The sequence below is a fragment of the Mucilaginibacter sp. P1_D10 genome, from assembly GCF_056406215.1.
This window is the reverse complement of record NZ_JBFUAP010000005.1, coordinates 356,920-369,272: the sequence shown is the minus strand read 5'-3', so window position 1 is coordinate 369,272 and position 12,353 is coordinate 356,920. Positions and strand designations below refer to the sequence as shown.

General features: G+C 45.3%; 14 protein-coding genes and 1 tRNA gene. 6 read left to right on the top strand and 9 right to left on the bottom strand.

From position 1 onward, the window contains the following. Positions 1-30 precede the first annotated feature (30 nt). The 6 genes from AC1DYT_RS10345 (at position 31) to AC1DYT_RS10320 (ending at position 3,958) form a co-directional block, all read left to right on the top strand. Positions 31-115, top strand: a tRNA-Ser gene (locus tag AC1DYT_RS10345). A gap of 97 nt (positions 116-212) precedes the next feature. After that, the gene (locus AC1DYT_RS10340) at positions 213-788 is read left to right on the top strand and encodes a hypothetical protein (RefSeq protein WP_477469535.1); all 576 of its coding nucleotides are present in this window, start codon (positions 213-215) and stop codon (positions 786-788) included. Positions 789-986: 198 nt separating this feature from the next. Beyond that, positions 987-1,433, top strand: a complete 447-nt coding sequence (locus AC1DYT_RS10335; RefSeq protein WP_477469534.1) for an AAA family ATPase — start codon at positions 987-989, stop codon at positions 1,431-1,433. Continuing rightward, positions 1,423-2,214, top strand: coding sequence for a tRNA(His) guanylyltransferase Thg1 family protein (locus tag AC1DYT_RS10330; protein WP_477469533.1), 792 nt, complete (start codon positions 1,423-1,425; stop codon positions 2,212-2,214). Before AC1DYT_RS10335 ends, AC1DYT_RS10330 begins: the two co-directional genes overlap by 11 nt. Positions 2,215-2,390: 176 nt before the next feature. Next, positions 2,391-2,942, top strand: a complete 552-nt coding sequence (locus tag AC1DYT_RS10325; protein ID WP_477469532.1) for a cupin domain-containing protein — start codon at positions 2,391-2,393, stop codon at positions 2,940-2,942. 290 nt (positions 2,943-3,232) lie between these two features. Beyond that, positions 3,233-3,958: a C40 family peptidase gene (locus AC1DYT_RS10320; protein ID WP_477469531.1), complete on the top strand. Its 726-nt coding sequence runs from the start codon at positions 3,233-3,235 to the stop codon at positions 3,956-3,958. On the opposite strand, the gene AC1DYT_RS10315 is transcribed toward AC1DYT_RS10320, so the two are convergent. From AC1DYT_RS10315 to hisD, 9 genes are all read right to left on the bottom strand, one after another. Then, on the bottom strand, positions 3,955-4,857 hold the full coding sequence (locus AC1DYT_RS10315) for a WD40 repeat domain-containing protein (protein WP_477469530.1): 903 nt from the start codon (positions 4,855-4,857) through the stop codon (positions 3,955-3,957). The two genes, AC1DYT_RS10320 and AC1DYT_RS10315, sit on opposite strands and share 4 nt — an antisense overlap. 83 nt (positions 4,858-4,940) lie before the next feature. Next, positions 4,941-5,528, bottom strand: coding sequence for a bifunctional phosphoribosyl-AMP cyclohydrolase/phosphoribosyl-ATP diphosphatase HisIE (gene hisIE / locus AC1DYT_RS10310; protein ID WP_477469529.1), 588 nt, complete (start codon positions 5,526-5,528; stop codon positions 4,941-4,943). Positions 5,529-5,650: 122 nt separating this feature from the next. Then, entirely contained in the window at positions 5,651-6,406 is a 756-nt protein-coding gene (gene hisF / locus AC1DYT_RS10305) for an imidazole glycerol phosphate synthase subunit HisF (RefSeq protein WP_477469528.1), read from the bottom strand. Positions 6,407-6,536: 130 nt separating this feature from the next. Further along, positions 6,537-7,286: a 1-(5-phosphoribosyl)-5-[(5-phosphoribosylamino)methylideneamino]imidazole-4-carboxamide isomerase gene (locus AC1DYT_RS10300; protein WP_477461913.1), complete on the bottom strand. Its 750-nt coding sequence runs from the start codon at positions 7,284-7,286 to the stop codon at positions 6,537-6,539. A 5-nt stretch (positions 7,287-7,291) separates the two neighbouring features. Further along, a complete protein-coding gene (gene hisH / locus AC1DYT_RS10295; protein WP_477469527.1) occupies positions 7,292-7,882 on the bottom strand; it encodes an imidazole glycerol phosphate synthase subunit HisH in 591 nt (196 codons plus the stop codon). An 85-nt stretch (positions 7,883-7,967) separates the two neighbouring features. Continuing rightward, positions 7,968-9,116: a bifunctional histidinol-phosphatase/imidazoleglycerol-phosphate dehydratase HisB gene (hisB, locus tag AC1DYT_RS10290; RefSeq protein WP_477469526.1), complete on the bottom strand. Its 1,149-nt coding sequence runs from the start codon at positions 9,114-9,116 to the stop codon at positions 7,968-7,970. Further along, positions 9,113-10,159, bottom strand: a complete 1,047-nt coding sequence (hisC, locus tag AC1DYT_RS10285; protein ID WP_477469525.1) for a histidinol-phosphate transaminase — start codon at positions 10,157-10,159, stop codon at positions 9,113-9,115. The genes hisB and hisC overlap by 4 nt, the downstream gene beginning before the upstream one ends. Next, the gene (locus AC1DYT_RS10280) at positions 10,159-10,908 is read right to left on the bottom strand and encodes a hypothetical protein (RefSeq protein ID WP_477469524.1); all 750 of its coding nucleotides are present in this window, start codon (positions 10,906-10,908) and stop codon (positions 10,159-10,161) included. Before AC1DYT_RS10280 ends, hisC begins: the two co-directional genes overlap by 1 nt. A 117-nt stretch (positions 10,909-11,025) precedes the next feature. Then, on the bottom strand, positions 11,026-12,321 hold the full coding sequence (hisD, locus tag AC1DYT_RS10275; RefSeq protein ID WP_477469523.1) for a histidinol dehydrogenase: 1,296 nt from the start codon (positions 12,319-12,321) through the stop codon (positions 11,026-11,028). Positions 12,322-12,353: the final 32 nt, after the last annotated feature.

Here is a 12,353-nt window from a genome sequence, read left to right as displayed (position 1 = left end):
AATTCGGCCCGGATTTGTACTTTTGTCCCCGGAGAGCTGGCAGAGTGGTCGATTGCGGCAGTCTTGAAAACTGTTGACTGTAACAGGTCCTGGGGTTCGAATCCCTAGCTCTCCGCCTTCGCCCGCCGAATCAAAGGGTTTAAAAATTAAAAGCTGAAGCAACGAAATATTTGCTTCAGCTTTTTTTTATACTTGCGTGGTTACCAGGGACGATGGAAAAAGAAATTTATGACAAGTCGGTTCAAACTCGCGAATTGCAATTAGTTGGTTTTGGGCCAAATTTATCTCATTTTGGACTTGTGGGCTTTTTACTTATTCCGCCCGTAACGCTGTTGTTGTTGCATATAATAGATTATTTCCAGAGTATTCCTATAACGTTCCGAGAAGAGGAAATATGGTTCATAATAATCCCGCCCATTTTAGCAACTATAGTATTTTTAATTCAAAAGCGAAGGCTACGGTTTCGGGTAATCCAAACTAAATTAAATCATATTCAATTAAAAAAAATCCTCGTACAGGTTGGCAAAGAACTGAGATGGATAGTTATATCTTCTTCAAAAGATTCATGCGTCGCCACGACCAATCCCGGTTTCTTTTCGGGAAGCTGGGGTGAACAAATAACCATTTTGTTTTATCAGGATTATGTTTTTATAAATAGCATTTGTGATCCAAGTAAGCATCCATCTGTTGTTTCCTGGGGAAGGAACAACAGGCATGAGGAAACTTTTATTGAAAGAATAAAAGAAGAAGAGTATCAATCTGAAAGTGCAACGCACGCGTCTTCATAATTCCCCAAAAACCGCATAAGGGTTTATTGTTTTGAACGGTACCTAAAGTCAGGCTCAGGTAGGGCATTTGCCATTAAGCATTTGTTTTAGGAGACCGCACTCATCTGAAATTTTTCCACCCGAATATGCATATAAGCAAATACCGGCCTTACCAATTCCCATTTTAGTAAACCCATTAAATACTTACATTCGTAATAAATGGAAGCAGTAATATTTTGCGGCATTCAGGCTACAGGAAAAACTACCTTTTTTAAAGAGAGTTTTTTTAACACGCACATGCGCATTTCTCTAGACCTACTAAACACGAGGAATAAAGAACTTAGGTTTATTGAAACTTGTATCCATACATCCCATCCTTTTGTAATAGACAACACTAATCCATCTGTGGAAGAAAGAGCGAAATATATCACCATTGCAAAAGCAAATAAATTTAAAGTGATTGGATATTATTTTCAATCCAAAATGGCTTTTGCATTAGAGCGTAATAGCCAACGACTGGGAAAGGAGAAAATCCCTGAGATTGGTATAAAAGGAACTTTTAAACGGATGAGCCTCCCAAATATGGATGAGGGGTTCGACGAACTGTATTATGTAACAGCCGAGAATAACACGTTCACGGTAAACAAATGGTCAGATGAAATTTGATGATTTAGATGTGAAAATGAGAGTTTATGAAACCTCTCAAGATCGCTGCGTTTTACCCTGTATGTATATCGTAGCGAGAATTGATGGACGAGGCTTTACCAGGCTCACTAAGGAAATACATCAATTCGAAGCGCCCTTTGACGAAAAGTTTCGGGATTTAATGGTTGAAACTGTAAAGCATTTGATGAATTGCGGTTTCAACGTGATCTACGGCTATACAGAAAGTGATGAAATATCATTGCTATTTCACCCTACTGAAACTCTTTTTGGGCGAAAGACCAGAAAATACATTTCGATACTGGCGGGTGAAGCCAGTGCCAAATTTTCCGCTCTGCTTGGAAACGTGGGTGCCTTTGACTGTCGTCTTTCCGAACTTCCCAACAAACAGTTAGTAGGAGATTATTTTAGATGGCGCAACGAAGATGCCCACAGAAATGCTTTAAATGCGCATTGTTACTGGCGTTTGAGGCAAGATGGTTTTGATGCAAGGGGAGCTAGTTCTAAAATCGAAGGCATGAGCATTGCAGCCAAAAACGAATTGTTGTTTCAATACGGTATTAATTTCAATATCCTCCCGAATTGGCAAAAAAGGGGAATAGGCACTTATTGGAAAGATGTAAAAAAAGAAGGATTTAATCCAAAGGACAATAAGCAGGTGTTAGTTGATAGGCGAATTTTGCATACTGATTTTGAGCTGCCTATGGGTGAAGGATATAACAACTTTATACATGATCTTGTGAATAAATATGAGGGTCAGGATTATAAAACTGGCGATTGCTAACATAGCGTGTTATGCATAAGCATTATGTGGATTTGTGACACTGTGGTATGGAAATTACTAAATCCGGTGCGAGGATAAGCTTTTTGAAAAACTTCAGGTACTTTAAATCGGCAACGTGGCGTTTTTCCGTATATCCAGCGTTAAACGTTAAGCATCAGCTTTATATCAATTAAACCATGGACCAAAACGCCCGGAAAATTCACAATCCGATACAAAAAGACACCGTTACCTTTTTTAAAACCGCTGCCGAAACCAATGGCGAATACACCTTAGTGGAGGTTGAATTGGCCGATGGCGGCGGCGTAGGCTTGCATTATCATAAAACCTACTGCGAGAAGTTCGATTGTCTGGAAGGCGAAGTACAGATAGGCCTGGGCAAGGAGGTACATGTGCTGCATCCGGGCGAAACAGCCACCGCCGAAGCCTATGTAAACCACTTCTTCAGGAACCGTAGCGGCAAGCCATGCAAGTTCCGCGTGATGATAACGCCCGCCTGCCGGGGTTTCGAGCAGTCGTTACAAATAGGGTATGGCCTGGCCTCAGATGGCCTGTGCAAGAAAAACGGCTTCCCTAAAGACAAATTAGCGCTGGCGTGGCTGTTCGATATCAGCGAAAGCAACTTGCCGGGCTGGATGAGCATTTTTGAATTCTTTTTACGCGCACAGGCAAAAAAAGCACGGCTTAAGGGGATAGATAAAGAGTTAATCAGTCGCTACGTACGTTTTTAGAATGGGTGGCCTGAAGATGGCATGCCACCAGATCGTCTATAAAATAGGGATGGCACCTGTTCTTAAAGATGTTTTACGCAAGGCGGGGCCAACCGAAATTTGCCAATCATCAAAACTTACGCATAGAAAGAGTGGAGGGCTGATAATTTACCACCTCACAAATAAATAAAACCTTCAAAAATTCTTGTAAATAGCCTTTTTTTGTACCTTGAACCTTTATTTACCTCAATTCGTAAAACGCTTTCTTGAAACTAATGGAATACGGCATTTGTAATCTTGCTATCGTGCCTATGCGCGCCGAACCGAGCGATCGCAGCGAAATGGTTTCGCAGCTTTTGTTTGGCGAGGCTTTTGAAGTTACGGAGTACAATAACAAATGGGCCAAAATATTGACTGCGATTGATGGCTATGCAGGCTGGATTGACCGGCTGCAATTTGCCCCCCTTGGGCACATTGCCTTTAAAGACCTACATCGCATACCCGCACCACTAACTTACCGCGCCGTCACGCAGGCCTGGAAAATCCACGATAACTCTATCATTTACCTTTCGGCAGGCAGTTCGCTGTCGTTTTTGCAGGGCACCACCAGCTATGTGGGCAATCAAAAATTCGAGATCATAGGCGAGATAGGCGAAACCGATCATATTGCCAACATTGCGCGCTCTTATTTAAATGCACCCTATTTATGGGGCGGCAGGACGCATTTTGGCATAGATTGCTCGGGCTTTACGCAGGTAGTTTACCGCTTGTGCGGCCACACTATTAAACGGGATGCATCTATGCAAGCAGCTGAAGGAAAACAGGTAGACAATCTTGCCCATACAAAACTAGGCGATCTGGCTTTTTTCAACAATCCCGATGGGAAGATCACCCACGTGGGCATCATCCTGAACAACGGGCAAATTATCCACGCATCGGGTAGCGTAAAGATAGATATGATAGATAACGAGGGAATATGGTCTGAAGAACTGAAGCGCTACACCCATAAATTAAACTCTATAAAGCGTTACTTTTAAAAGTCGATTTGCCAGCGCATGATGGTTTTATCATCGCTTACGGAGAGCAGTTCATCACCGTTCCATGCCAGTTTATTGATAGAGAGCACGTGTGAAGGGTATCCCTTTTCGCGGCTGATAATTTTGCGTAGTTTAAAATCGGCAGCATCCCATATTTTTATGCTTTTATCCATGCTGGCCGTAGCAAAATAGGGTCTCGTAGGATGGAAGGCAATGTGATTTACCGCAAACAGATGAGCCGGGATGTTTTGGATGAGCGAATAAGTTTTGTTATCCCATATCTTCACCTGGGCGTCTCTGCCGCCCGAAACCAGGTAGTCGCCGGTTGGTGCATACTGCAATGAAAACACAGCCATGGTGTGGCCTATAAGCGCCTTTATAGGGCTATAATCCTCAGTGTCGTAAATAACCACCTTAGTGTCCCTGCAGCCAAAAGCAACCCTGTCCTCCGCCGGATCAACGCTTATACAGCGGACGGTATCGTGCGATACCTGGATGGTGTGCAGCAGTTCCATGGTTTTAAGGCTCCATACAGATACGGTACCATCTTCTGATGCGACCAGCAATTCATCTTTTTTGGCTATCGATTTTATATCGAATACCGGTTTGATATGCTTACGTAAACGATGCGTTATTTTCTGTTCGATGAAGTTGAATACCAGCACCTCGCCGCTGCGCAAGCCCGCAAACATCAGCGGGTAACCCACAGGGCAATGGATGGCATAAATAGAGGCAGGCACCGGGAACATCACCTTGATAAATGCGTTATTCTCCAGGCTCCATTCCACAAGCCCCTTGTCGTTACCGCCCGTAAAGAATATTCCAGGCTTTTGCGAAAGCTCCAGCGTAAATATCGGGTTGCTGTGGCCGGTGAAATCTGCGGTTTTTATTGCGTGCATGGATTAGTTCATGGGTGATGGATGATAGTTCATAGGTGATGGTTCATGGTAGCTGCTATGAACCATGAACCATCACCTATGAACTACCTATGTCTTTCCTCTAAATTCTTAGCTATCCGTTCCAGGGTTAGGTCCTTTTCGCGCAGTAAAACCAACAGGTGGAACACGAGGTCGGATGCTTCGTTGATTAGGTCGGTTTCCGTTTCTGCTAAGGCGGCAATCACAGTTTCTACACCTTCTTCACCAACCTTTTGGGCTATTTTATTGAGGCCCTTTGCGCGTAATTTGTTTACGTATGAGCCCTCAACCGGGTTAGCATACCTATCGGCAATGATGCCTTCCAGCTGCATAATGAAGTTTTGGTTGTATTCCGTTTGGAAACAACTGCGCGAGCCGGTGTGGCAGGTAGGCCCATCGGCACTCACTTTAATCAGCAGGGTATCGTTGTCGCAATCTATATGCATGGTTTTTACATGCAGGTAGTTTTTGCTGGTTTCGCCTTTGGTCCATAAGCGGTTTTTAGAGCGGGAGAAAAAGGTCACCACATTTTCGGCCACGGTTTTATCGTATGCTTCCTGGTTCATGTAGCCCAGCATCAGCACCTCAAGCGTGTGCTCGTCCTGTATAATAACGGGTACTAACCCGTCTGTTTTATTGAAATCGATGTTCATATTCTCGTTGTTTTATCACGGCGTCATTGCGAGGAACGAAGCAATCTCCCGATATGCAAATCCGCTCTGTAGAGCTTAGAGATTGCTTCGTGCCTCGATGACGCGTGGGGTAGAGGAGGTTCTTACACCCTCACCTCTATACCATTCTCTCTTAAAACCGTCTTCAAATCAGGTATTAATATCTCGCCGTAGTGAAAAACCGAAGCTGCCAAAGCGGCATCAACGTTAGTTCGCTGGAATACATCCACAAAATGCTGTACCGAGCCTGCGCCACCCGATGCGATAACCGGGATATTCACTGCGTTGTTTACCTGTGTTAATAGTCCGTTATCGAAACCTGCCTTAGTGCCGTCGTGATCCATAGAGGTGAGCAGTATCTCACCTGCGCCACGGCTTTCGGCTTCCAGTATCCATTCCAATGTTTGTCTGTCGGTTGGCAGCCGACCACCATTGAGGTGCACGATGTTTTTATCGCCCATTACGCGTGTATCTACCGCTACTATCACAAACTGAACGCCAAATGCTTTGGCCAGTTCGTCTATCAACGCCGGGTTGCGTACGGCTGCGGAGTTAATAGAAATCTTATCCGCACCCGCATTTAGCAGCGCATCAGCATCGGCAATTTCGGTAATGCCACCACCAATGGTGAAGGGGATATTGATTTGCCTGGCCACGGCCTTTACCAGTTCTACCAGGGTTTTACGTTTTTCCACGGTCGCACTTATATCCAGGAAAACCAGTTCGTCAGCTCCTTGCTGGGAATAGTTCCAGGCAAGTTCAACAGGGTCGCCCGCATCGCGCAGGTCTACGAAGTTAACGCCCTTTACGGTGCGTCCGTCTTTAACGTCTAAACAAGGGATTATTCTTTTAGCGAGCATGGGTTTTTAATAATCAGGCGTCATTGCGAGGAACGAAGCAATCTCCCAATGAGCAGAGCGGTAATGCAAAGCTTAGAGATTGCTTCGTGCCTCGCAATGACGTGGTGGGAATGAGCCCTTCGGGCCTCGTTTATATCGACATTAACGATTCCAAATTCCAGTTCTTTACTTCTTCGATGCTGATATGCCCTTCGTAGATGGCTTTGCCAACCACGCACGATTCTACTTTGATGCGGCTTAATTCTTCTATATCAGCCATGGAGCTTACTCCGCCCGAGGCGATAAGCTTGATAAACGGCGAATGATCGAGCAGTTTTTCGTACAGTTGCACGCCCGCGCCGGCCAGTTTTCCGTCCTTATCAATATCGGTGCATAAGAAACGGAAGAAGCCAAGCGAGAGGCACTTATCCACATAATCCATCAGCTTCAGCGGCGAACTTTCCATCCAGCCGGAATATTTGATTACTTCGTCGAGCACATCTATGGCAATAACCACCTGGTCGCTGCATTTATCGCGACCACAGATGGCTTTGCTCAAATCGTGCAAAAAAGTGGGGTTGGTGATGGCCTGAGTACCAACAATAACGCGGTGTACGCCGGCATCTATCAGTTCCTTTACCTTGTCAATGCTACGGATGCCGCCGCCATATTGCACCTGCATATCTGTTTTGCGTATAACATCAAACAAGTATTGCTGGTTGCTAAAGTCGTTCTTGGCCCCGTTAAGGTCTATAATATGGATAAAGTTGGTACCATTGCTTTGGTACCGTTCTATCATTTCTTCCAGAGTAACGTCATACTCGGTTACCTGGCTATAGTCGCCTTCGCGCAGCCTTACAACTTTTTTGTTTAAAATATCAATGGCGGGGATTATATACATTGCTTTTAGATTTGTGAAAAGTTTGTCAATAGTTGTTCGCCGTAAGCGCCGGATTTCTCGGGGTGAAACTGGACGCCGTAAAAATTACCCCGCCAAATTGATGCCGAAAATGGGTGGATATAATTTGTTGACGATAAAGTGTATAATGGGTCATACTCAATAAAGTATGAATGTACAAAGTAAAAGTGTGATCCTGTTGGAATATTTGCAAAAAGTGGGTTTTCTTTTTCGGGGAATACCTGATTCCAGCCGGTATGCGGTACCTTAAAGCCATCTGTTTGCGGAAACTTAAGCGTTTTAAGCGGGAAGATATCAAGCAGTGTGCTGTCGCCCTCTTGGCTGTAACTAGTGAGCAGTTGCATGCCCACGCAGATGCCCAAAGTTGGCTTCTCCAATGCTTTTATGGCAGGTACCAGGCCAGTACTTTCCAGCTTATGCATGGCAGCCCCAGCGTGGCCCACGCCGGGGATAATGTAGCGGTCGTACTTTTCAAAATCAGCTTCTGTGCTGATCATGCCATAGGCAATTCCCAACCGCTCTAAAGTAGCAGTGAGCGAGAAAATGTTGCCGGCGCCGTATCTTATTATACCTATCATGTTTTTAGAGAATCAAGAGTCAAGATGCAAGAATCAAGAGAGCGCAAAATATCTTGTCTCCTGATTCTTGCCTCTTGATTCTATCCTACAAAAGCCCTTTTGTAGACGGTAAAACCATCTTATTTACGTCCCTCTTCACCGCCATTTTTATGGCTTTGGCAAAGGCTTTAAATATAGCTTCTATTTTGTGATGTTCGTTCTGCCCTTCGGCTTTTATATTAAGGTTGCTTTTTGAGGCATCGCTAAAGGATTTGAAGAAGTGGTAGAACATCTCCGTTGGCACATCGCCTACCTTTTCGCGTTTAAATTCTGCATCCCAAACAATCCAGTTACGGCCACCGAAATCGATAGCGGCTTGTGCCAGGCAATCGTCCATCGGTAAGCAAAAGCCGTAACGCTCAATACCCATCTTATTGCCTAAGGCAGCGGCCATCACCTCGCCCAGGGCAATGCCAGTATCTTCTATGGTGTGGTGCTCGTCTATATGCAGGTCGCCTTTGGCGGTTATCTCCAGATCCATGCTGCCATGGCGGGCAATTTGGTCCAGCATGTGGTCGAAGAAGTGCAGACCGGTTGATACTTTGGCCTCGCCAGTACCATCCAGGTTTAGTTTGATATAGATATCGGTTTCCTTGGTGGTACGGCGGTGTTCTATCACGCGTTCGCCCAGTTTAAGGAACTCGTAAATGTCTTTCCACTCCGTAGTTTGCAATGCAACTACGCCGGCGATATCGTTATCCAATTCGGGATGAAATTCATCATCCCCAAGGCCTGATTTGTTATTGATCCAGATAGCCTTCGCACCTAAATTCTTTGCAAGCAGTACGTCGTTCTTTCTGTCGCCAATGGTGAAGGAGTTGGCGAGGTCGTATTTTGTTCCGTCGAGGTATTGGGTAAGCAAGCCGGTTGCTGGTTTACGGGTAGGGGCGTTGTCTGCGGGAAAGGTACGGTCGATAGCCTCGTAAGCAAAATGCACGCCCTCGTTCGCAAAGGTTTTGATGATGAGGTTATGCACCGGGTAAAAGGTGTCCTCGGGGTAAACCGAAGTGCCTAAACCATCCTGGTTGGTTACCATCACCAGTTCGTAATCCAGTTCTGCGGCTATTTTTGGCAGGTATTGCAGCGCGCCCGGGTAAAACGTTAGCTTGGCGAAGGAATCTATCTGCTCATCGGGTGTTTCGTTGATGAGGGTACCGTCGCGGTCTATAAAGAGTATTTTTTGCAGCTTGCTCATTTGTATTGCTGTAAGGTTTCTATCAGTGTGTTGTTTTCTTCGGGCGTGCCGATGGTGATGCGCAGGCAGCCTTCGCAAAGTTCCACGTTGGTGCGGTTGCGTACGATGATGCCTTTTTCTACCAGGTATTTATAGATGCCGGTAGCGTTGGTGGTTTTTACGAGGATGAAGTTGGCATCTGATGGGTAGATATCCAGCACGAATGCCATTTCCTTTAACTTAAGTACTAACGTATCGCGCTGGGAAAGGGTCACCTTTATCCATTCGTTTACCTGCTGTACGTTTTGCAGGGCCTGTAAAGCCAGTTGCTGCGAGGCCTCGTTTACGTTGTATGGCGGCTTTACGCGGTTCATCACCTCGATGATCTCCTCGCTGGCGAAAGCCATACCCACACGCAGGCCTGCAAGGCCCCACGCTTTGGAGAGCGTTTGCATCACCACCAAATTGGCATATTCGGTAAGCTCCTGAATAAAGCTCTTTTGGCGACTGAAATTGATATATGCCTCATCAACTACCACAATGCCGTTGAAATTTGCCAGCAGGGTTTCTATATCCTCGCGGTTGATGGAGTTACCGGTTGGGTTGTTTGGCGAGCAAATGAAGATGAGCTTGGTGTGCGCGTCAATCGCTTCGGCTATGCCTTCCAAATCCAGCTGGTACTCTTCGGTAAGCAGTACTTTTTTGGTCTCTACATCATTGATGTTTGCCGAAACCTGGTACATGCCGTAAGTAGGGGGCACGATGATAACGTTATCCACGCCCGGGTTACAAAAACTGCGAAACAGGATATCGATGGCTTCATCGCTGCCATTACCAACAAAAATATTGCGCACCGGCAGGCCTTTTATCTCTTTCAGGCGTAGCTTTATGGCGTGTTGCATCGGGTCGGGGTAGCGGTTATAAGCAGCAGGCAGCGGCGAACCGAAAGCATTTTCGTTCGCATCTAAAAACACGCTAGCCTCACCCTGGAACTCGTCTCGTGCGGATGAGTAGGGGGTTAGGTTTTTGATGTTTTTGCGGAGTAGGGTATTTATATCGAACATTATTTTATTAATTTAAAATCAGGAGAAAATTTGTACTCTTTTTCTCCAAAACCATTAAAGACTACGACACCGTTTTTAAAAGAAGGTTGCTCAAAATAATTGCTGGCATCGGTTTCTATATAGTCCTTAAATAAGAATTGCTTTTTAGTCTTTTGAGTTGTGGGATCAAATTCTGCTGCAGAGACGAAATTGTTGCCTTTTTTGCTCTCTTGTTTTACTTGCCAGTAGTAAATACGGCCATTAATAATTGAGGGATTGGCAAACCAGCCAAAATCGGGGGCTAAGCTGTCCACTTTAATTTTAAAACTGCTTTTGTCAATAATAACATAATTGCCAAGATTTGCGGCGATTGATTTTTTGTATTTCGGATCACTGTATTCGGGAGTTAAGGCGCTATTCCCTTCTATCGTCAAATACATATAGCGCTCGTTATCAACTTTCTGAAAGCCATAATACGCGTCTATTGTATCAATCAAAATGCCATTATTCTTTATGACTGCATAAATACCATCACCGATTACAAAGTTAAAATACCCAGTATCCGATACGGCGAAGTTGAACGGCAGATTGGATAGTAGTAGAGCAGGCTCTTTTGAGGAAGAATCACGCGAAGGTGCATTTGCTTTAACGGAAGCCTTCTTTATTGTAGCGGTATTCTGCGCAACAAGGGTGTCTTTTGCCGGAGTTGCTTTTTTACCCCCGCAGCCGGCAAGTAAAACGATGCATGCGATGTAAAGCAGTGGTTTCATTTTGTTAACGTCTGTTATTAATCTATCCCGTCATTGCGAGAAACTAAGCAATCTCTAAACTTTGCAAATATGTCTGATTATCACGAAATAGCTTCGTTCCTCGCAATGACGCGGTGGTTAATTTTGCGGCTTGGCCATCCGCACGCTCACCGCATTCCTATGCGCGTGCAATCCCTCCATATCGGCCAATATCTCTACCGCCGGGCCTATGTTTTGTATGCCCTCCTCGGTCAAAAACTGGAAGGTGATCTTCTTCACGAACGAATCTACCGACACGCCCGAATAAGCCCTTGAATAGCTGCTGGTTGGCAGCGTGTGGTTGGTGCCCGATGCATAGTCGCCCACGCTTTCCGGTGTTAAATTTCCCAGGAATACCGAACCTGCGTTGATGATTCCAGGTGTTATTGCGGACCACTTTTCGGTTGCCAATATTAAGTGCTCCGGCGCGTATTCGTTGCTGAAATCCATCGCTTCGGCTAACGTGTTGGTGATAACGATATAAGAGTTATCTATCGCCTGTCTTGCAATTTCGGCACGCGGTAAAACGGCTAATTGTTTTTCAACTTCTTTTAAGGTTGCATCGGCAATGGCCTGTGAAGTGCAAACCAAAATGGACTGGCTATCTATCCCGTGCTCTGCCTGGGCCAGTAAATCAGCAGCGATGTAGGCTGGTTTTGCAGTTTCATCGGCTATTACCAATACCTCTGATGGGCCTGCGGGCATATCAATGGCGGTGGTAGTAGTCGATTGTATAATGGTTTTAGCCTTGGTTACGAATTGGTTTCCCGGGCCGAAGATCTTATCTACTTTACTAATGGTTTGCGTACCGTAAGCCATTGCTGCAACAGCCTGCGAGCCACCAACCAGGTAAACTTTATCAATGCCCAGCATCAGCGCCACATAGGCGATAAAGGCATTTACCTTTCCGTTTTTCTGCGGAGGTGAACAAACTACTATCTCGTTGCACCCTGCTATGCGTGCCGGTATGCCCAGCATTAAAAAGGTAGATGGCAAAACAGCCGTACCGCCGGGGATGTATAATCCTACTTTCTCAATCGCCCGCAATTCGCGCCAGCAGTTTACACCGGGCATGGTTTCCACCTTATCTTCGGTTTTTAGTTGTGCCTTGTGGAACTTGTAGATATTGGCATAAGCCGTTTGCAAAGCCTCCTGCTGGTCGGGCGAAACTGCCGCGGCGATTTCTTCCAGCTCGGCTTTACCGAGATATAATTTATCCAGTTCAACTTTATCAAACTTTAGGGCGTAATCCAGCAGGGCACTATCGCCGTTTTGCTTTACGTTTTCTATCACGCCTTCTACCAAATCGCGTATCTCATTCGCCGGATCTACGTTGCGCTGAACGAGCTTAGCTATTTCGGCCTTACCTAAATCTGTGTAATTAAAAATTTCCATCTCCGTAAGAGTAACGTTTAGTTGGCAGTTGG